Below are 20,249 nucleotides of genomic sequence, written 5' to 3'. Positions count from 1 at the left end.
CGAGATCGACCACCAGGTGAAACGAGAACGTCGATGAGCTTGCGCACCGCCCTCCACCACGCCTTCGCCTCGCAGGCCGAGCTCGAGGCCAGCGACGAGCGGCTCGAGTCGACCAAGCTCGGCTGCACCAGCGTCGCGGACCTGCCCGACCGGCACCGCGCCTCGGTGAACGGCGTGCTCCGCTCGGTCACGTTGCGGCCCCGCCAGGGCGTCGCGGCGCTCGAGGCCGAGCTGTACGACGGAACGGGCACCGTCGACCTCGTCTGGCTCGGGCGCCGGGAGATCAGCGGCATCGATCCCGGCCGCCGCGGCTCGTTCGAGGGTCTCGTCTGCGCGATCGACGGCCGCCCGACCATCTACAACCCGCGCTACGAGCTCCTGCCCCGTCCCGGTGAGTGATCCCCGTACCGCGGGCGCCGCGCCCGACGGCGCCGCGCCCGACAGTGCCGCGCCTGACAGTGCCGCGCCTGACAGTCCCGCGCCTGACAGTGCCCCGTCGGGTCGCGGCCTCAACGCGCTGACCGGCGCCGACTTCTCCGTCGCCGAGGCGACGGGCGGGGTCCGCGGCATCGTCGAGTCCATCGCGCCCGGCCTGGTCTTCGTGATCGTCTACCTCGTCGCCGGTGAGCTCACCCCGGCCCTCGTCGGCTCGTGCGCGGTGACCCTCGTCGCCGTCGTCGCGCGGCTCGTGCAGCGCACGCCGCTCACCCAGGCGCTCGCCGGCGCCGTCGGGGTCGCGGTTGGGGTGTTCTGGGCCGCGCGCTCGGGCCAGGCCGAGGACTACTTCGTCGTCGGCCTCTGGACCAACGGCGCCTATCTCGCGGCGTGCGTCCTGTCGATCGTCGTCGGCTGGCCGCTCGTCGGGCTCGTCGTCGGGCTGCTGCGCGGCGAGGGGACCACCTGGCGCGCCGATCCGCGTGCCCGCCGGGTGTACCTGCTGGCCACGACTCTGTGGGCCGCGATGTACGGGCTCCGGCTCGCGGTGCAGCTCCCGCTCTACCTCGGCGCCGAGGTCGGCTGGCTCGGCACGATGCGGCTCGTGATGGGCGTCCCGCTCTGGGCGCTCATGCTCTGGATCACCTGGTTGTTGGTGAGGATCCCAGCAGCTGCTCGAGATCCTGCTCGTTCGCCTCTCGACCCGTGACGAACAGCAGCTCGTCGCCCTCCTCGAGGGTGTCGTCGGCGCTCGGGGCGATCGGCTGGTCGCCGCGCACGATGCACGCGAGCACCGTGTCGGTGGGCCACACGACCTGACCGACGCGGACCCCCGCGAACGGCGAGCCCACCGGCAGCGTGATCTCCAGGATGTCGGCGCCCGACTGGTGGAACGTGAAGATCCGCACGAGGTCGCCGATCGCGACGGCCTCCTCGACCATCGCCGTCATGATGCGCGGGGTCGAGACCGCGACGTCGACGCCCCAGCTCTCGTCGAACATCCACTCGTTCTTGGGGTTGTTGACGCGGGCGACCGTGCGCGGGACCCCGAACTCGGTCTTGGCGAGCAGCGAGATGACGAGGTTCGCCTTGTCGTCACCGGTCGCGGCGACGACGACGTCGCACTCGTCCACCTTGGCCTCGGTCAGCGTCGGGAGCTCGCAGGCGTCCGCGAGCAGCCAGTCGGCGTCCGCGACCTGGGCGACCCGCATCGCGGTCGGCTGTCGGTCGATGATGGTGACCTCGTGCCCGTGCGCGAGCAGCTCCCGGGCGATCGATCGGCCGACCGAACCGGCACCGGCGATGACGACGCGCATCAGGACTCCTCGGGGCGGCGGGTCAGGGTTCGTTCGACGGCGGCCGAGTCGTCCACCCGCACCAGCAGGTGCAGGACGTCGTTCTCCTGCAGCACGCCCTCCGGCGTCGGCAGCACGCCGTCGCCGTAGCGCGTGACGAACGCCACGCGTGCCTGCGTGGCGTCCTCGATCGCCCGGAACGGGCGGCCGAACCAGCCGGCGTGGACGTCCATCTGCAGGAGCCGGATCTGGCCCGAGGAGTCGCGGTACTCGTCGGTCGCGCCCTCGGGCAGCAGACGCCGCAGCACCTGACCGGCGGTCCAGCGCACCGTCGCGACGGTCGGGATGCCCAGGCGCTGGTAGATCTCGGCGCGGCGGGGGTCGTAGATGCGCGCGACCACCCGGTCCACGCCGAACGTCTCGCGCACGACGCGCGCGGCGAGGATGTTCGAGTTGTCGCCGTCGGAGACCGCGGCGAACGCGTAGGCGTCCTCGATGCCTGCCTGCGCGAGCGTGTCGCGGTCGAAGCCGAGCCCGGTGACCTTGCGGCCGGCGAACTCGGCGTCGAGCCGCCGGAACGCCTCCGGGTTCTGGTCGATCATGGCGACCGAATGGCCCTGGCTCTCGAGGGACTGGGCGAGCGTCGCACCAACGCGCCCGCAACCCATGATGACGAAGTGCACAGCCGGGACGATATACCGTCCCGGCGCCCGTTCCGACGCCCGACCGGGTACGGAAAGGCACCCGAGCGGCGGTGGGTGCACCGACCGCCCGCCGCAGTGCCTAGCATTGACCCTCGTGCCGGACATCCAAGACGCCGCCAAACGATTCCTGCTCGGACGACCGGTCCGCAGCGATCGCCTGGGGCACACGCTGCTCCCCAAGCGCATCGCCCTGCCCGTGTTCGCCTCCGACGCGCTCTCCTCGGTCGCGTACGCGCCCGACGAGATCCTGCTCACGCTGTCGCTGGCGGGGGTGACCGCACTCGTCATCTCGCCGTGGGTCGGCCTCGTCGTCGCGATCGTCATGATCACCGTGGTCGCGTCGTACCGGCAGAACGTGCACGCCTACCCGTCGGGCGGCGGCGACTACGAGGTCGCGACCGTCAACCTTGGCGCGAACGCCGGGGTCACGGTCGCGAGCGCGCTGCTCGTCGACTACGTGCTCACGGTGGCCGTGTCGATCTCGTCCGGGTCCCAGTACGCGGCGAGCGCGCTGCCGGCGCTGCGCGGGCACGAGACGACCTTCGCGGTCGTGCTGGTGGTCCTCCTGACGCTCGCGAACCTGCGGGGCGTGAAGGAGTCGGGCACCGCGTTCGCGATCCCGGTGTACCTGTTCATGTTCGCGATCGGCACGATGGCGGTCGTGGGCTTCGTGCGCTACGCCCTCGGCGAGCTGCCGATGGCCGAGAGCGCGGACTTCGAGCTGGCGGCGACCCCCGGGCTCGAGCAGGGCCTGACGGGCCTCGCCGGCGCCTTCCTGATCCTGCGTGCCTTCGCCTCGGGGAGCGCGGCCCTGACGGGCGTCGAGGCCATCAGCAACGGGGTGCCCGCCTTCCAGAAACCGAAGAGCAAGAACGCCGCGACGACGCTGGCGCTGCTCGGGAGCATCTCGGTCAGCATGATCATGGCCATCCTCGTGCTCGCGAACCTCACCCACGTGCGCTACGCCGAGGACCTGTCGCAGCTGACGATCGACGGGCAGCCCGTCGGCCCGGACTACGTCCAGCACCCGGTGATCGGGCAGCTCGCGGACGCGATCTTCACCGGCTTCCCGCTCGCGTTCTACGCCGTGTCCGCCGTCACCGGCTTCATCCTCGTGCTGGCCGCCAACACCGCCTTCAACGGGTTTCCCGTGCTCGGCTCGATCCTGGCCAAGGACGGCTTCCTCCCGCGCCAGCTGCACACGCGCGGCGACCGGCTCGCGTTCTCGAACGGGATCCTCACGCTCGCGCTCGCGGCGATCGCGCTGATCGTGGCGTTCGACGCCCAGGTCACACGCCTGATCCAGCTCTACATCGTCGGCGTCTTCGTGTCGTTCACCCTCAGCCAGCTCGGCATGGTCCGGCACTGGACGCGGCACCTGCGCACCGAGCCCGATCCGGGCGTGCGCCGGACCATGCGGCGCTCGCGCGTGATCAACGCGATCGGGTTCGGCATGACGGGCACGGTGCTCGTCGTCGTCCTGATCACGAAGTTCACGCACGGGGCGTACATCGCGATCATCGCGATGGTCATCGTGTTCATCGTGATGAAGGCGATCCGCAAGCACTACGACTCGGTCCGCGAGGAGCTGGCGCTCGGCGAGGACCCCTCGTCCGCCCGTGCGCTGCCCAGCCGGGTGCACGCGATCGTCCTCGTGTCTCGGCTGCACAAGCCGACGATGCGGGCGATCGCCTACGCGCGCGCCTCGCGGCCCCAGCTGCTCGAAGCTGTCACCGTCGGGGTCGACCGCGACGACGTCGTCGACCTGCGGGCCCGGTGGGACGCGCTCGACCTGCCGGTGCCGCTGAAGGTGCTTGACTCGCCGTTCCGGGAGGTCACCCGGCCGATCGTCGACTACGTGCGCTCGATCCGCCGCGAGAGCCCGCGGGACCTCGTCGTGGTGTACATCCCCGAGTACGTCGTCGGGCACTGGTGGGAGCAGCTGCTGCACAACCAGAGCGCGCTGCGGCTCAAGGGCCGCCTGCTGTTCACGCCGGGCGTCGTGGTGGCCTCGGTGCCCTGGCAGCTGAACTCCTCGGCCGGGCAGACGGGGCTCGACGAGCCGTTACGGGGTACCGTACCGCGTGGCTACTGACCCTTCGACCTCCCGCACCGCACGCCCCGAGACCCCGCACAAGGGCGCTCGCGGGCCCCTCGTCGAGCTCGAGATCGGCCCGGTCGCCCACGGTGGGCACTGCGTGGCGCGCCTGCCCGCGGACGAGTCCACCGACCGGCCCGGCGGCCGCGTCATCTTCGTGCGGCACACCCTCCCGGGCGAGCGCGTGCGCGCCCGCCTGACCGACTTCGCCGACGACGCCACGTTCTGGCGCGCGGACGCGGTCGAGATCCTCGAGGCCTCGCCCGACCGCGTGCCGTCGGCCTGGCCGGCGGCCGGACCGGGCGGGGTCGGGGGCGGCGAGCTCGCGCACGTCGCCCTGCCCGCGCAGCGCGCCTGGAAGGCGACCGTCGTCGCCGAGCAGCTCCAGCGGCTCGCCAAGCTCGAGCGCGCGGTCGTGGTCGAGGCCGCGCCGGGCGACGACGAGCGCGGCGGGCTCGGCTGGCGCACCCGCATCGACCTCGTGGTCGACGACTCCGGCCGGGCCGGCATGCGCGGCATCCGCTCGCACGACATCCGCGCGCTGACCGACATGCCGCTCGCGAGCGAGGCCATCGCGGAGCTCGGCCTGTTCGCGCGCACCTGGCGCCCGGGCACCCACCTCGAGGCGATCGCCCCCGCCGGCGGCCAGACGCCGATGGTGCTCGTGGACGGCGTGCCGTTCGCCGGTCGGAGCGCAGACACGCGCCCGAACGCGCGCACGAGCGTGCGCGAGACGATGACGCTCGGCGACCGCGAGTACTCCTACCGGGTCACGGCCGACGGGTTCTGGCAGGTGCACCGCGAGGCGCCCGCCGTGCTCACCGCGGCGGTGCTCGCCGGCCTCGGCGACGTCGACGGCGCGACCGTGCTCGACCTGTACTCCGGCGCGGGCCTGTTCACGCTGCCGCTGGCCGACGCCGTCGGCGCCACGGGCGAGGTCGTCTCGGTCGAGGGCGACGCGCGCGCCGTGCACGACGCGCGCCGCAACTCCCACGACCGCTCGAACATCGAGCTCCACCACGGCGAGGTCGCCAAGGTTCTCGCGGGCACGCTCGACGCCGACTCCGACGTCGTGCACGCCGACTTCGTCGTGCTCGACCCGCCGCGGTCCGGCGCGGGCCGCAAGGTCGTCGCGTCGATTACCGAGCTGCGACCCGAGCGGGTCGTCTACGTCGCGTGCGACCCGGCCGCGCTCGCGCGAGACGTGTCGTATCTCGCCGAGAGCGGGTACGGGTTGGCCGGCCTGACGGCCTACGACCTCTTCCCGATGACCCATCACGTCGAGTGCATCGCGGTCTTCGAGCGCTGAGCCGCGGGCCGGGGGCTCGCCGCCCGTTCGGCTGGCCGAGGCCGCCGGGGCGGGCATAGCGTCGGACGCACGCGGTCCGCTCGGGGCCGCCGTGACCGGAGGAGCTCATCGTGGCGAGCGAGCAGGAGAACGAGGCGGCCCGGCGGTACATCGAGGCGGGGAAGGTCTCCGCGGCGGAGGCCCGCAAGTCCGGCACGCCGGAGTACGACCCGCGTGCGCACGAGCGCGCGGTCGAGCACGAGCGCAAGATGGCTGACGAGCTCGCCAAGGCTCAGGCGCAGCAGTAGCCGGGTCAGCATCACGTCGGTACGCAGGCAGCCGAAGTGGGCCGGTCGTCGGCCGGACGCGCTAGAATGTATCTTGACGTCAAGATACATCGCACTTTCCGCCGGGCCAAAGGAGTCACCAGTGAGCACCGTTGACACGTTCGGGTCGAAGGGGACCCTGGAGGTCGACGAGACCTCCTACGAGATCTACCGGCTGGCCGCCGTCCCGGGCCTTGACCGGCTCCCGTACAGCCTCAAGATCCTCGCGGAGAACCTGCTGCGCACCGAGGACGGCGCGAACATCACCGCCGACCACGTCCGCGCGCTCGCGGCCTGGGATCCGACGGCGCAGCCGAGCACGGAGATCCAGTTCACCCCCGCCCGCGTCGTCATGCAGGACTTCACCGGCGTGCCTTGCATCGTGGACCTCGCCACGATGCGCGAGGCCGTCGCCGACCTCGGCGGCGATCCGGACCGGATCAACCCGCTCGCGCCCGCCGAGCTCGTGATCGACCACTCCGTGCAGATCGACGTCGCGGGGCGCGCGGACGCGTTCGAGCGGAACGTGGCGCTCGAGTACGAGCGCAACCACGAGCGCTACCAGTTCCTGCGGTGGGGCCAGACGGCGTTCGACGACTTCAAGGTTGTCCCGCCCGGCACCGGCATCGTGCACCAGGTGAACATCGAGTACCTGGCACGGGTCGTCATGACGCGCCCGGCCCCCGGCACGACGCTCCTGCGCGCCTACCCGGACACGTGCGTGGGCACCGACTCGCACACCACGATGGTCAACGGCCTGGGCGTGCTCGGCTGGGGCGTCGGTGGCATCGAGGCCGAGGCCGCGATGCTCGGCCAGCCGGTCTCGATGCTGATCCCGCGCGTGGTCGGCTTCAAGCTGTCCGGCGCGATCCCGCCCGGCGTGACCGCGACCGACGTCGTCCTGACGATCACGCAGCAGCTGCGCCAGCACGGCGTCGTCGGCAAGTTCGTGGAGTTCTACGGCGACGGCGTCGCGCAGGTCCCGCTCGCGAACCGCGCCACGATCGGCAACATGTCGCCCGAGTTCGGCTCGACGTGCGCGATCTTCCCGATCGACGACGTCACGATCGACTACCTGCGCCTGACCGGCCGCGGGGACGCCGAGGTCGCCCTCGTCGAGGCGTACGCCAAGGAGCAGGGGCTGTGGCACGACCCGGCCGTCGAGCCCGTGTTCTCGGAGTACCTCGGCCTCGACCTGTCCACCGTGGTCCCCTCGATCGCGGGGCCGAAGCGGCCGCAGGACCGCATCGAGCTCACCGAGGCCAAGGAGGCCTTCGCGACCTCGATCCTCGACTACGTCGACGGCGCGCACGAGCCGCACGGCAGTGACCTGGACGGCGCGGTCGAGGAGACCTTCCCGGCGTCCGACCCGATCGCGGCCGGCGAGCACGACGACAGCGCGGGCGTCCCCGCCCAGGTGGCGCGCGGCGACGTCGCGCGGCGCCCGCACCACCGCGTCCCGGTGACGCTCGCGAGCGGCACCGAGACGGAGCTCGACCACGGCGCCGTCGTCATCGCCTCGATCACCTCGTGCACCAACACCTCGAACCCCTCGGTCATGCTCGCCGCGGCCCTGCTCGCGCGCAACGCCGTCAATCGCGGCCTGACGGCCAAGCCGTGGGTCAAGACGTCGATGGCGCCGGGCTCCAAGGTCGTCACCGACTACTACGAGAAGGCGGGCCTGTGGCCCTACCTCGAGAAGCTCGGGTTCCACCTCGTGGGCTACGGCTGCGGCACGTGCATCGGCAACTCGGGCCCCCTGCCCGAGGAGGTGTCCGCGGTCGTGGGCGAGCACGACCTCGCGGTGGTCTCGGTCCTGTCGGGCAACCGGAACTTCGAGGGCCGGATCAACCCGGACGTCAAGATGAACTACCTCGCGTCCCCGCCGCTCGTGATCGCGTACGCCCTCGCCGGGACGATGGACTTCGACTTCGAGGTCGAGCCGCTCGGCGTGGGCGACGACGGCGTGGGCATCTTCCTGCGCGACATCTGGCCCGCGCCGCGCGAGGTGCAGGCGACGATGGACTCGGCGATCGACCGCGACATGTTCACGACCGACTACGCCGACGTGTTCGCGGGCGACGAGCGCTGGCGCGCGCTGCAGACCCCGCAGGGCGCGACGTTCGCCTGGGACCCGGAGTCCACGTACGTGCGCAAGCCCCCGTACTTCGACGGCATGAGCGCCGCGCCGGCGCCGGTCACCGACGTCGTCGGGGCCCGCGTGCTGGCCAAGCTCGGGGACTCCGTCACGACCGACCACATCAGCCCCGCCGGCTCGATCAAGGCGGACAGCCCCGCGGGCGCCTACCTCGCCGAGCACGGGGTCGCGCGCCGGGACTTCAACTCGTACGGGTCGCGCCGCGGCAACCACGAGGTGATGATCCGGGGCACGTTCGCGAACATCCGGCTGCGCAACGAGCTGGTGCCCGGCGTCGAGGGCGGCTTCACGGTCAACCACCTCACCGGCGAGCAGGCGGCGATCTACGACGCGGCGCAGGACTACGCCGCCGCGGGGATCCCGCTCGTGATCCTCGGCGGCAAGGAGTACGGCTCCGGGTCGTCGCGCGACTGGGCGGCCAAGGGCACGTCGCTGCTCGGGGTGCGCGCCGTCATCACGGAGAGCTTCGAGCGGATCCACCGCTCGAACCTCATCGGGATGGGCGTGCTCCCGCTGCAGTTCCCGCTGGGGGAGTCCGCGGCCACCCTCGGCCTCGACGGCACGGAGACCTTCGACCTCTCGGGCGTCACGGCGCTCAACGAGGGCCGCACGCCGCCGACGGTCGCGGTCCGGGCCACCCGCACGGACGGCACGGTCGTAGAGTTCGACGCCGACCTGCGGATCGACACTCCCGGCGAGGCGGACTACTACCGCAACGGCGGCATCCTGCAGTACGTCCTGCGGTCGCTGGTCAGCGCCTGACGCTCACGCCAGCACGTCGAGCGCGCCGGCCCCCGTGGGGGCGGGCTGGCGCGCTCCGCGCGCGGCGACGACCACCGCCAGGTTCGCGGGCGGGTTCGCCTCCATCGCGCTGAGGAGGTCCTCCTGCGAGATCCCACGCGTCTGCGCGACGTCGGCGAGGCTCGCGCCGACGGAGAACGCCTGCGACATCTGGGCCGCCGAGATGCCGAGGCTCTGCGCGGCCGCGGTGATGTGACCCGGGACCTGGATGAGTGCCTCCGGCGCACGGACCTGGTCCGTGACCGACTCGATCGGGCCGATGCTCACGCTTGTCCTCCTGGTACGACGAGACAGACCTGCCTGTTCGTCGTGCCTATCGGACGATCGTTCAACTAATTGAGCGAACTGTGCGTCGGCTGCGGGTGAACTACCGCCCGTGCGTCGTCGTGGAAGTACGAGAGGTCCATCAGGTCGGCGTCGAGCTCCGGCCCCGCTACCCCTGGCGGGGTCGCGACGGTGCGGACGGCCGTAGCGGGCTCGGGGACGAGGGCTGGCGCGGCGAGGAGGCTGAGCTCGGCGGCAGCCGCGGGCTCGTCGACCCAGTTGAAGGTCTTGGTGACGGCCTTCTTCCACAGGCGGTACTGGCGGTCCCGCTCGGCGGACGCCATCGACGGGACCCAGCGGCCGGCGTCGGCGGCGTTGTCGATGATCGTCTGCGTGCCCGGCCAGAAGCCCACCGCGATGCCCGCGGCATAGGCGGCGCCCGCGGCGACCTGGTCGCCGCCGGTCGGGCGGATCACGGCCACGCCGAGGATGTCGGCCTGGAACTGCATGAGCGTCTCGTTGCGCACCGCCGCGCCCGCCACCGTCAGCTCCGCGAGGCTCACGCCGGCGTCGGCCGTCATGGCGTCGAGCACCTCGCGGGTCTGGAACGCGGTCGCCTCGAGCGCGGCCCGGGCGATGTGTCCCTTGTTCACGTACCGCGTGAGGCCGACGAGCGCCCCGCGGGCGTCCGAGCGGTCGTAGGGGGCGTAGAGGCCGGCGAAGGCCGGCACGAAGTACGCGCCGCCGTTGTCGGGGACGCTCATCGCAAGCCCCTCGACCTCGTCGGCCGAGGTGATCATGGCGAGGTTGTCCCGCATCCACTGCACGAGCGAGCCGGTGACGTCGACGGTCCCCTCGAGGGCATAGACGGCCGGCTCGGCGCCGATCTTGTACGCGACGGTGGTCAGCAGCCCGGTGGTGGACGGGACCGGCGTCGTGCCGGTGTTGAGCAGCATGAAGTTGCCCGTGCCGAACGTGATCGTGGCGTCACCCACCTCGAAGCACGCCTGCCCGAACGTCGCGGCCTGCTGGTGCCCGAGGATGCCGGCGATCGGCACGCCCGGCAGGAGGCCGCCGGGGCGGCCGGTGCCGTAGACCTCGGAGGAGGACCTGATCTCCGGGAGCATGGACAGCGGGATCGACATCTGGGCGGCGATCTCCTCGTTCCACGTCAGCGTGTCGAGGTTCATCAGCATCGTGCGCGAGGCGTTCGTCGGGTCGGTGACGTGGATGCCGCCACGGGCGCCGCCGGTCATGTTCCACAGCACCCAGGAGTCGGTGGTGCCGAACAGGAGGTCGCCCGCCTCGGCCTTGGCCCGCGCGCCCTCGACGTTGTCGAGGATCCAGGTGACCTTCGGGCCCGAGAAGTACGTGGCGAGCGGCAGCCCGACCCGCTCCTTGTAGCGGTCCGCGCCGACCGCCGCGACCGATCCCGGCAGCGCGCCGAGCCGCTCGACGATTGCCTCGGTGCGGGTGTCCTGCCAGCCGATCGCGGGGCAGACCGGCTCGCCGGTGGTCTTGTCCCACACGACCGCGGTCTCGCGCTGGTTCGTGATCCCGACGGCCGCGACGTCGCGGTGGGTGAGGTTCGCGCGGGCCAGCACGGCGCCGACGACCTCGCGGACGTTGGTCCAGATCTCGGTCGCGTCGTGCTCGACCCAGCCCGCGTGGGGGTGGAGCTGAGCGTGTTCGAGCTCGGCCGTCTCGACGACGAGGCCGGCGTGGGTGAACAGGGTCGCCCGGGAGACGAGCGTCCCCTGGTCGATGGCGAGAACGTAGTCAGCCATGTGCGTGTGGTCTCCGAATCTTGGGGGGCCATCGGGGCCGGCGTCGATGCCGGTCGCGACGCGTACAGCGGGCCAGAGCCCGCCTGCCGTGCCGAGGTTCGGCCCGCCGGGGGTCGGCGGGCCGAACCTCGACGTACCTACAGCGTGGCGAGCGCGTGGAGCGGGGCGATCTCATCGGCCTGGAGGCGGACGGTCTCGGCGCTGGCGTCGTCGGGCTGGAGCTCGGCGGCGGCCTCGGCCTCGGCGCGGGTGCGGTAGGCGGCGATCTCGCGGGTGCGGGTCGCGTCGTCCCAGCCGAGCAGCGGGGTGAGGATCTCGGCGATCTCGTCGAGGGCGCCGACGCCGCGGTCGAGCTGCTCGTAGTTGATCCGGGTGCGGTGCATGAGGACGTCGTCCAGGTGCAGGGCGCCTTCGTGGGTGACGGCGTAGGCGATCTCGGCGCGCAGGTAGGCGGGTGCGCCGGCCAGGGGGGTGCCGAGGCCGGGCTCGGCGTCGACGGCGGCCGTGAGCTCGGTCAGCAGCGACCCGTACCGGTGCAGCAGGTGGTCCAGCATCGCCTCGGTCCAGCCGTACCGGCTGGCGATCGTGGCGCTCTGCGCGCGCATCTGGGCCAGGCCCGTCGCGCCGGCGAGCGGGATCTTGCCGGTCACGCACGGCTGCGCCTTGGCGTGGTCGCCGAGGGCGAAGTCCACGGCGTCCTTGGCCATGACGCGGTAGGTGGTGAGCTTGCCGCCGGCGATGACGGTCAGGCCGGGGGTGGGGGAGGCGACGGTGTGCTCGCGGGAGACCTTCGCCGACGACGTGCCCTCCTTGGTGCCGGGCTGCAGCAGCGGGCGCAGGCCGGCCCAGGTCCCGATGATGTCCTTGCGGGAGATCGGACGGGCCAGGACCGCGTTGGCGTGCTCAAGGACGTAGTCGATGTCCGCCGCCGTCGCGACCGGGTGCACGAGATCGCTGGTCCACGGGGTGTCGGTGGTGCCGATCACCCAGTAGCGCGACCACGGGATCACGAACAGGACGCTCTTCTCGGTCTGCAGCAGCAGCCCGGTCTCGCCGGCGATGCACTCGCGCGGCACGACGATGTGGATGCCCTTGGAGGCGAGGACCTTCAGGCCGCCGTCGGTCTTGGCGAGCGACTCGGTCTCCTCGGTCCACACCCCGGTCGCCGTGATGACCTGGCGCGCGTGCACGTCGAACCGCGACCCGGTCTCGAGGTCTTCGACCGTGGCGCCGGTGATCGTGCCGGTCTCGTTGGACGTCATCGCGACGACCTGGGTGCGCGAGGCTGCCGCGGCGCCGTAGGAGACGGCGGTGCGGATGAGGGTCGAGACCAGCCGCGCATCGTCGACCGTGGCGTCCCAGTACCGGATGGCGCCGATCGCGGCCTCGTGGCGCAGGTCGGGGAACAGCTTCGTCAGGCCCTTGCGGGTCACGTGGCTGTGCAGCGGCAGCGCGCGGCGCCGGCCGTTGATGCTCGCCAGGGTGTCGTACAGCGCGACGCCGGCGCCGAAGTAGGCGCGCTGCCACACGCGGTGCTCCAGCGGCAGGAGGAACGAGGCCGGCCGCACGAGGTGCGGCGCGATCTCGGTGAGCAGGAGGTCGCGCTCGGTCAGCGCCTCGCGGACCAGGTGGAAGTCGAGCATCTGCAGGTAGCGCAGGCCGCCGTGCACGAGCTTGCTCGAGCGGCTCGACGTGCCCGACGCCCAGTCCTGCCCCTCGACGATGCCGACGGTCAGGCCGCGGCTCGCCGCGTCGAGCGCGATGCCGGCGCCGGTCACGCCGCCGCCGATCACCAGGATGTCGAACTCGTGGCTCGGGTCGTTGCTTGCGCGGAGGGCATCGAGTGCCGCTGTCCGGGTCTGCGCTGTGAGTGCCGCCGTGTTCACTGTTTCCTCCTCGCCCGTGATGACTCACGGGTCGCCTGTCGCCGGCGGCCCCGGACTGCATCGTCGAGGTCTCTACCGAACGTCTGATCCATGGTCGCCCGCCGTGCACGTATGCGCAAACTCTGTGCACATACGTGCACCACGACCATCTGCGGCCGCCGGGCGCGAGTGTGGGCAATCGGCCCGGGTCCGCGCGCGTGTGGGCGTTCGGTCCCCTGAATTGGCTCCGGACCCGCAGATCGCCCACACGCGTGCGGCGGGGAGCAGATTGCCCACACGCGGGCGACCGGAGGCGGCCTGAGGCCGACCACGGACCGCTCCGGGAGCCGCTTCGGGAGCCGCTCTGGGAGCCGCTCTGGGAGCCGCTCCGGCGGCCGTTAGCGTGCGATCGGGGCCGCGATCGTCTGCCCGCGGTCCCACGGCTGCGTCCAGCCGAGCTCGTCGAACAGCGTGTCGAGCACGAGCGCCGTGAACCCCCAGACGACGTGCCCGGCGACCAGGAACGCGGGACCTCCGGGCGCGCCCGGCGCCCCCGGCGCCCTGCCGTACAGCGCGGTGCGGCGGTTGGCCGGGTCGAGCAGGTCGGCGACCGGTGCGCGGAACACGACCGCGGACTCGCCGGTGTCGACGACGTCGACCGGCGACGGGCGCGACCACCAGGCCAGCACGGGCGTCACGAGGTGGTCGCTCACCGGGACGGGGAGCTCGCCCAGCGTGCCGAGCACCTCGACGCCGGCCACGTCGAGGCCGGTCTCCTCGACCGCCTCGCGCAGCGCGCCGGCCACGGGTCCGGAGTCGCCGGGGTCGAGGCGCCCGCCGGGGAACGCGATCTGGCCGGAGTGGTGCCGGAGCGTCGTCGCGCGGCCCACGAGCAGCACGTCGAGGTCGGCCGGCACCGCCCCGGAGGCGCGGTGCGCGGGCGTCGAGTCGAGCACCCCGAACAGCACGAGCACGGCCGCGGGCCGGCCCGGCGTCGGCAGGTCCCGGACCCGGGCGGCGTAGCCGGCCCAGGAGACCCCGCGCGCGGTCAGCGCAGCGAGCTGCTCGCGTGGACCGCTACCAGCCATCGGGCAGCGGGCGCCCCTCGTCGTACCCGGCGGCGGACTGGACGCCGACGACGGCGCGCTCGGTCAGCTCCTCGAGCGAGGTCGCGCCGACGTAGGTGCACGCCGAGCGCAGCCCCGAGGTGATCCGGTCGAGCAGGTCCTCGACGCCGGAGCGCTCGGGGTCGAGGTACATCCGCGAGCTCGAGATGCCCTCCTCGTACAGTCCCTTGCGGGCCCGGTCGAACGCGGAGCCGCCGCGCGTGCGGGCGGCGACGGCGCGCGCCGACGCCATGCCGAAGCTCTCCTTGTAGAGCCGCCCGTCGCCGTCGGTGTGCAGGTCGCCCGGGCTCTCGTGCGTGCCCGCGAACCACGAGCCGACCATGACCTGGGACGCCCCGGCCGCGATCGCGAGGGCGACGTCGCGCGGGTGGCGCACCCCGCCGTCGGCCCAGACGTGCTTGCCGAGATCGCGCGCCGCGGCCGCGCACTCGAGCACCGCGGAGAACTGCGGGCGGCCGACGGCCGTCATCATCCGAGTCGTGCACATCGCGCCCGGGCCGACCCCGACCTTGACGATGTCGGCGCCGGCCTCGATGAGCGCGCGGGTCCCGGCGGCGGTCACGACGTTGCCGGCCACGATCGGCACGCTCGGGTGGAGCGCGCGGACCGCGGCCAGGGCCTCGAGCATCTTGCGCTGGTGGCCGTGGGCGGTGTCCACCACGAGCACGTCGACGCCCGCCGCGAGCAGCTCGGCGGCGCGCGCCGCGACGTCGCCGTTGATGCCGACGGCGGCGGCCACGCGCAGGCGGCCGGCGGCGTCGACCGCGGGGGCGTAGATGGACGAGCGCAGCGCGCCGATCTGCGTCAGCACGCCGAGAAGCTGGCCGTCGGAGACGACGGGGGAGAACTTTCGGCGGGAGCGGTGCAGCGTCTCGAAGGCCGCCTCGAGGCCGCCGCGCGTGAGCACGTCGAGCTCGACGACGTGCGGGTTCGCGGTCATCACGTCGGCGACCTGGGTGAACTGGTCGACCCCGACGCAGTCCGCCTCGCTCACCACGCCGACCGGCCGGCCGGCCTGGACGACGACGGCCGCGCCGTGCGAGCGCTTGCCGATGAGCGTGAGCGCGCTGTGCACCGTGTCGGTCGGGGCGACGACGACGGCGCTCTCGATCACCGTGTGGCGCGCCTTTACCGAAGCGACGACGTCGGCGACGACGTCGGTGGGGATGTCCTGCGGGATGACGGCGATGCCGCCGCGGCGGGCGACGGTCTCGGCCATCCGCCGGCCGGAGACAGCCGTCATGTTCGCGACCACGATCGGGATCGTGGTGCCCGTGGCGTCGGCGGCCGTGAGGTCGACGTCGAAGCGCGACGCGACTTCGCTCGCGGCCGGCACCAGGAAGACGTCGCCGTAGGTTAGGTCGCTGGTCGGCGCGTGGCCGGGGAGAAACTGCATGGCGCCTAGTTTACGGGGGCGGGCCGCGCCGCCCCGCGCGCCCGGGTCGCCGGCTCAGCCCTTCTCGGCGCCCTCGGTCGTATTCATGATGCGCCGCTGGAAGATGAAGAACATGACGGCGACCGGGATCGTCATGACGGCCGCGGCCGCGAGCTTGACCGGGTACTGGTTGCCCTGGCTCAGCGCGCCCGAGGCGAGCTGCGCGACGCCCTTGGTCAAGGTCATGAGCTCCGGGCTCTGCGCCGACACGATGAAGTGCGAGAGCTCGTTCCACGACCCCTGGAACGACAGGATCACGAGGGTCACGAGCGCTGGCCGGGCCATGGGCAGCACGACCGACCAGAAGGTGCGGAACGTGCTCGCCCCGTCGATCTTGGCGGCCTCCTCGACGCTGCGGGGGATCGACTCGAAGAAGTTTTTCATGATGAAGATTCCCGCCGCGTCCGACAGGAGCGGGATGATCATGCCCGCGTAGGTGTCGTACATCCCGAGCTGGTTGATGACGAGGAATTTCGGGATGAGCAGCACGACGCCGGGCACCGCCATGACCGCGATGATCCCGGCGAACACGACGCCGCGACCGCGGAAGTCGACCCGCGCGAGCGCATACCCGGCGAGGGAGTTGAGGAAGACCCGGCCCGCCGTGACGCAGACCGTCACGATCGCCGAGTTGGCGAACCAGACCGGGAAGTCCGAGCGCAGGAAGAGCCGCGAGTACGCGTCGAGGGACCAGGACGCCGGGACCAGCGAGAGCGGGTCGGACGTCGCGTCCGCGTCGGTCTTGAAGGACGTCGCGACGTTGATCAGGAACGGGTAGATGTAGACGGCGGCGACGGCCAGCAGCACGGCGTACGTCGCCGTCCGGGCGATCCGTCGACGGTTCCGCTCGCGATCGGTCCTCGCCGCCGCGGGCGGCGCCGCCGCGCCGCGGGCGGCCGTCGGGGCGGCGCTGGTGGTGGTCACGTCGAGCTCTTCTCGTCGGTCAGGGTGGGCACCGGCGGCGTGCGTACGAACCGCTTGCGGCGCGGCACGGTGTCGGACTCGCGCAGGATGAACCGCTGGGCGACCGTGAGCACGACGATGAGTGCGAAGAGCACGAACGCGATCGCGGCGCCCTGCCCCCACCGGCCGTTGTTGAAGGACGCCTGGTAAGACAGGAACGCGGGCGTGAGCGTCGTCTTCGACGGGCCGCCCTGGGTGCCGGTGTAGATCTGGTCGAAGACCTGCCACGCCCCGATGAGGCCGAGGGTCAGCACCGTGAACAGGGTGGGCCGCAGCATCGGCAACGTCACGAGCCGGAACCGCTGCCACGCCGTCGTGCCGTCCATCATCGCGGCCTCCTCGACCTCGCCGGAGATGTTCTGCAGGGCCGCGATGAACAGCAGCATGAACGTGCCGGAGGTCGTGAAGACGGCCATCAGGATGAACGCGGACATCGCGAAGCTTGGCCCCGCGAGCCACTGCCACCACGTGATGCCGAGGAACCCGTGCTCCGCGAGCAGGCCGGCGGCGGGCGCGTCGACCCCGATCGCGCCCAGCGTCACGTGCACGATGCCGCGCGGGTCGTTGAACCAGTTGGGCCCGGCGATGCCGATGAAGGACAGCAGCTTGTTCACGGCTCCCGACGCCGAGAACAGGAAGAGCCATAGCACGACGATCGCGACCGAGCTCGTCACGGACGGGAAGTAGAACGCCGTCCGGAAGAAGCCGCGCCCGCGCAGGATGCGCCGGTTCACCATGACGGCCAGGAACAGCGAGATCGCGGTCTGGGTCGGCACCACGAGCAGGACGTACCAGGCGTTGTTGCGCATGGCCGTGCCGAAGTCCTGGGTGGCCAGGCCGCCGTCGACCATGAGGGTGCGGTAGTTCTGTGCCCCCACGAACCCGACGTCGCTCGAGAACGGGCTGCCCCGCCCCGTCCAGTCGGACACGCTCACCCAGGCGGCCATCGCGACCGGCAGGACCAGGAACAGCCCCAGGATGACAAGCACGGGGGCGACGAACAGCCAGCCCGCCACGGCCTCGCGGCCCTGGATCCCGGAGCGGCGGGGCCGGCGGCGCCGGACCGGAGCGGTGGTGGTGGCCATGGTCAGGAGCTCGCGCCGAGCACGGCCTCGAGGTTCGTCTGGACGCTGTCGAGGATGGCCTGCGGGTCGGAGCTCGCGAGCGCCTCGAGCTGGGCGTTGAAGTCGGCGATGACGTCGGTGGCGCCCTGGGCGTTGACAACGCCGACGGCGAACTCGGCGCTGTCGAGGAACGCCGCCTTCTCCGGGTACTTGGCGGTCCAGTCGGCGGCCGCTGACTGCACGGACGGCATCACGCCGAACGCGTCGGCGAACGCGAGCTGCGTCTCGGGCGCGGTCAGGTGCTCGACGAGCGCTGTCGCGGCCCCGGTGTTGGCGCCGTCGGCGGCGATGCCCCAGCAGTTGGTGAACTGCAGCGTGCCCTTGCCCGCGGGGCCGGCCGGGAGCTCGACGACGGTGTAGCTGACGTCGGGGTAGTCGGTCTTCATCGCGCCGTCGATCCAGTTCCCCTCGATCGTCATGGCGGCCTTCCCGGTGCCGAACGCCTCGCCGCCCCAGCCCGAGTCGATGTCGGCCGGGTACTTCAGCACGCCCTCGGTGAGCAGGCTCTTGACGTAGGTGAGGGCCTCGACGTTCTCGGCGCTGTTGACCGCGGCCTCGGTGCCGTCCTCGCTCGTCATCGAGCCGCCTGCCTGTTCGAAGAACGCGCCGATGCGCTGGTACTCGGGCCCGAAGGTCAGCCCGACCTGGGTGTCGGTGGTCAGGGCCGTCGCGGTCGAGCGGAGCTGGTCCCACGTCGTCGGGATGTCGGCGTCGGTGAGGCCGGCAGTCGCCCAGGCGTCGGTGTTGATGATGAGGGCGAGCGTCGAGAAGTCCTTGGGGGCACACGTGAAGGTGCCGTCGAACGTAAAGGTCTCGCTCAGGGTCGGGAAGAAGTCGTCGGCGTTCGACAGCTCCGCGGCGTACGGCAGCAGGGAACCGTTCGCGGCATAGCCGGCGAACGTCTCGCTGCCGAGGTAGAACACGTCCGGGGGGTTGCCGCCGGCGAAGCCCTGGCTGAGCTGCTGCACGAGGTCGGAGGCGACGTTGACCGAAGCCGCGGTGCCGGACTCGGTCGACCAGTCGCTGACGGCCGTGGTGACCGCATCGGTCTCGGAGTCGCCGCTCGAGCCGATGAGCACCGTGAGCTCGGCATTCCCGGCACCGGCACCGGCACCGGCGTCGGCGTCGGCGGATTCGTCGTCGAACCCGGATCCGCCCCCGCACGCGGTGAGCGTGAGCGCGCCGGCGGCGAGCAACGCGGCGAGGGTCGTGGTCGAAGACTTGCGCTTCATGAGATCTCCTTCAAGGCACGGTGGGTGGGGCCGACGTGGTGCTGAGCTGGGGCGGGCATCGCGGGTCGGGGACGGTCAGTCGGGGCCGCGGGGAGCGGGGCGGGCGCTCGACTCGCGGGGGACGAGCTCCGGCTGGAGCAGCACCTGGTGGCCGGCCCAGCCGCCCGCCGACCGCGGCCGGTTGCCGTGGACCTCGCTCAACAGCAGGCCGAACGCGCGCTCGGCGGCGTCGATGAGCGGCTGGGCGACCGACGTCAGGCCGATCGCTCGGGCCACGGGGGTGTCGTCGAAGCCGACGACGGCGGTCACCTCGCCGCTCGGGGTCGCCCGCCCGTGCGCGCGGGCCGTGACCAGGGCGCCGAGGGCCAGGGAGTCGCTCGCGCACACGAACGCCGTGGGCTCGGCCGAGGCGAGCAGCTCCTCGGCCGCCGCGGAGCCGGACCCGACGCCGTCGACCACGCGGGCGCACAGTCCGTCGAGCGAGCGCGGCGCCGCGACGTCGGCGGCGATCATCGCGCGGTGCCAGCCCGCGCGCCGGTCGTCGCCGGAGTCGGAGCCGTCGGGCCAGCCGATGAACGCGATGCGTCGGTGCCCGCGCTCGACCAGGTGCTCGACCGCCGCCTGCGTCCCCGCGGCGCCGTCGACGTCGACCCAGGCGTGCTGGACCGGCGGCGCGGCATCGCCCGAGGCCCACGCGCGCCCGAACGTCACGAACGGCACGCCGTGCGTCGACAGCCACTGGGTGCGCGGGTCGTCGTGGTGGGTCGAGGTGAGCACGAAGGCATCCACCTGGAGCACGTCGAGGAGCTCGCCGTACTGGGCGATCTCGGCGTCGTCGTCGGCCGCGGTGAAGAGCATGACGCGGTACCCGCGCTGCTGGGCCTGCTCGGTGAGGGCGTGCAGGAAGCGGTCCAGGAGGGCGCCGCTGATGCCGTCGACGGTCGGCTCGAGCCGGAGCCCGATCACGTGCGACCGGTTGGTGCGCAGCTGCCGCGCCGCGCCGTGCGGGCGGTACTCCAGCTCGCCGACGACGGCGAGCACCCGGGCGAGGGTCTCCGGCCGCACGAGGTGCGGCGCGTTGAGCGCGTTCGACACGGTCTGGCGGGACACGGCCGCCCGCGCTGCCACGGTCTCCAGAGTGGGCCGGTGCACGTCGTTCACGTCGCCTCCTCGCGCCGAACGGTCCTCGCGGCACAGTGCCGCCGAGAAATTTGAGCGTTCCACATTCGCGTCGGTGCGGGATTGGATCGATCAAATTACTGTGCCAGACTCAGCCCGGCCGGGCGCGATGTCAAGTCGAACGGGTCACGCCGCGGGCACTCGCGACCACGTCGACCCCCGGAAAGT

General features: G+C 72.2%; 17 protein-coding genes. 6 read left to right on the top strand and 11 right to left on the bottom strand.

Translation table 11 applies throughout. The features are described 5' to 3' along the window. Positions 1-33: 33 nt before the first annotated feature. Together J4E96_RS13260 and J4E96_RS13255 are read left to right on the top strand one after the other, a co-directional pair. Complete coding sequence (locus J4E96_RS13260; protein WP_227422568.1) at positions 34-399, top strand: OB-fold nucleic acid binding domain-containing protein; 366 nt, start codon at positions 34-36, stop codon at positions 397-399. Beyond that, a complete protein-coding gene (locus J4E96_RS13255) occupies positions 392-1,144 on the top strand; it encodes a DUF3159 domain-containing protein (protein ID WP_227422567.1) in 753 nt (250 codons plus the stop codon). Before J4E96_RS13260 ends, J4E96_RS13255 begins: the two co-directional genes overlap by 8 nt. Here J4E96_RS13255 and J4E96_RS13250 read toward each other — a convergent pair. Then, entirely contained in the window at positions 1,077-1,751 is a 675-nt protein-coding gene (locus J4E96_RS13250) for a potassium channel family protein (protein WP_227422566.1), read from the bottom strand. The two genes, J4E96_RS13255 and J4E96_RS13250, sit on opposite strands and share 68 nt — an antisense overlap. After that, on the bottom strand, positions 1,751-2,398 hold the full coding sequence (locus J4E96_RS13245) for a potassium channel family protein (protein WP_227425760.1): 648 nt from the start codon (positions 2,396-2,398) through the stop codon (positions 1,751-1,753). The genes J4E96_RS13250 and J4E96_RS13245 overlap by 1 nt, the downstream gene beginning before the upstream one ends. Before the next feature lie 130 nt (positions 2,399-2,528). Here J4E96_RS13245 and J4E96_RS13240 point away from each other — a divergent pair, with 130 nt between their 5' ends. From J4E96_RS13240 to J4E96_RS13225, 4 genes are all read left to right on the top strand, one after another. Further along, on the top strand, positions 2,529-4,529 hold the full coding sequence (locus J4E96_RS13240) for an APC family permease (protein ID WP_227422565.1): 2,001 nt from the start codon (positions 2,529-2,531) through the stop codon (positions 4,527-4,529). Further along, positions 4,519-5,841, top strand: coding sequence for a class I SAM-dependent RNA methyltransferase (locus tag J4E96_RS13235; protein WP_406619868.1), 1,323 nt, complete (start codon positions 4,519-4,521; stop codon positions 5,839-5,841). Before J4E96_RS13240 ends, J4E96_RS13235 begins: the two co-directional genes overlap by 11 nt. 110 nt (positions 5,842-5,951) lie before the next feature. Next, positions 5,952-6,128 carry a translation initiation factor 2 gene (locus tag J4E96_RS13230; RefSeq protein ID WP_227422564.1) on the top strand — a complete coding sequence of 59 codons (177 nt, stop codon included), beginning with the start codon at positions 5,952-5,954 and terminating at the stop codon, positions 6,126-6,128. Between the two features lie 121 nt (positions 6,129-6,249). Then, positions 6,250-9,066 carry an aconitate hydratase gene (locus tag J4E96_RS13225; protein WP_227422563.1) on the top strand — a complete coding sequence of 939 codons (2,817 nt, stop codon included), beginning with the start codon at positions 6,250-6,252 and terminating at the stop codon, positions 9,064-9,066. 3 nt (positions 9,067-9,069) lie between these two features. Here J4E96_RS13225 and J4E96_RS13220 read toward each other — a convergent pair whose 3' ends face one another. From J4E96_RS13220 to J4E96_RS13180, 9 genes are all read right to left on the bottom strand, one after another. Then, positions 9,070-9,372, bottom strand: coding sequence for a hypothetical protein (locus tag J4E96_RS13220; protein ID WP_227422562.1), 303 nt, complete (start codon positions 9,370-9,372; stop codon positions 9,070-9,072). A 65-nt stretch (positions 9,373-9,437) separates the two neighbouring features. Beyond that, the gene (gene glpK / locus J4E96_RS13215; RefSeq protein ID WP_227422561.1) at positions 9,438-11,156 is read right to left on the bottom strand and encodes a glycerol kinase GlpK; all 1,719 of its coding nucleotides are present in this window, start codon (positions 11,154-11,156) and stop codon (positions 9,438-9,440) included. Positions 11,157-11,293: 137 nt separating this feature from the next. Continuing rightward, positions 11,294-13,042, bottom strand: a complete 1,749-nt coding sequence (locus J4E96_RS13210; protein WP_227422560.1) for a glycerol-3-phosphate dehydrogenase/oxidase — start codon at positions 13,040-13,042, stop codon at positions 11,294-11,296. 377 nt (positions 13,043-13,419) lie between these two features. Further along, positions 13,420-14,109 carry an NUDIX hydrolase gene (locus J4E96_RS13205; protein WP_227422559.1) on the bottom strand — a complete coding sequence of 230 codons (690 nt, stop codon included), beginning with the start codon at positions 14,107-14,109 and terminating at the stop codon, positions 13,420-13,422. Next, positions 14,099-15,544 (bottom strand): GuaB1 family IMP dehydrogenase-related protein, encoded by a 1,446-nt coding sequence (locus J4E96_RS13200; RefSeq protein ID WP_227422558.1) that lies wholly within the window; start codon positions 15,542-15,544, stop codon positions 14,099-14,101. The genes J4E96_RS13205 and J4E96_RS13200 overlap by 11 nt, the downstream gene beginning before the upstream one ends. Before the next feature lie 54 nt (positions 15,545-15,598). Beyond that, the gene (locus J4E96_RS13195; protein ID WP_227425758.1) at positions 15,599-16,414 is read right to left on the bottom strand and encodes a carbohydrate ABC transporter permease; all 816 of its coding nucleotides are present in this window, start codon (positions 16,412-16,414) and stop codon (positions 15,599-15,601) included. Between the two features lie 89 nt (positions 16,415-16,503). Further along, positions 16,504-17,631, bottom strand: coding sequence for a carbohydrate ABC transporter permease (locus tag J4E96_RS13190; protein WP_227422557.1), 1,128 nt, complete (start codon positions 17,629-17,631; stop codon positions 16,504-16,506). Positions 17,632-17,633: 2 nt separating this feature from the next. Further along, a complete protein-coding gene (locus tag J4E96_RS13185; RefSeq protein ID WP_227422556.1) occupies positions 17,634-18,902 on the bottom strand; it encodes a sugar ABC transporter substrate-binding protein in 1,269 nt (422 codons plus the stop codon). 75 nt (positions 18,903-18,977) lie between these two features. After that, a complete protein-coding gene (locus J4E96_RS13180; RefSeq protein WP_227422555.1) occupies positions 18,978-20,063 on the bottom strand; it encodes a LacI family DNA-binding transcriptional regulator in 1,086 nt (361 codons plus the stop codon). Positions 20,064-20,249: the final 186 nt, after the last annotated feature.

The organism is Pengzhenrongella sicca, from assembly GCF_017569225.1.
In the GTDB taxonomy this organism is placed as follows: Bacteria; Actinomycetota; Actinomycetes; order Actinomycetales; family Cellulomonadaceae; genus Pengzhenrongella; species Pengzhenrongella sicca.
The sequence above is the reverse complement of the archived record's forward strand: the minus strand, read 5'-3'. Positions and strand labels throughout refer to the sequence as shown.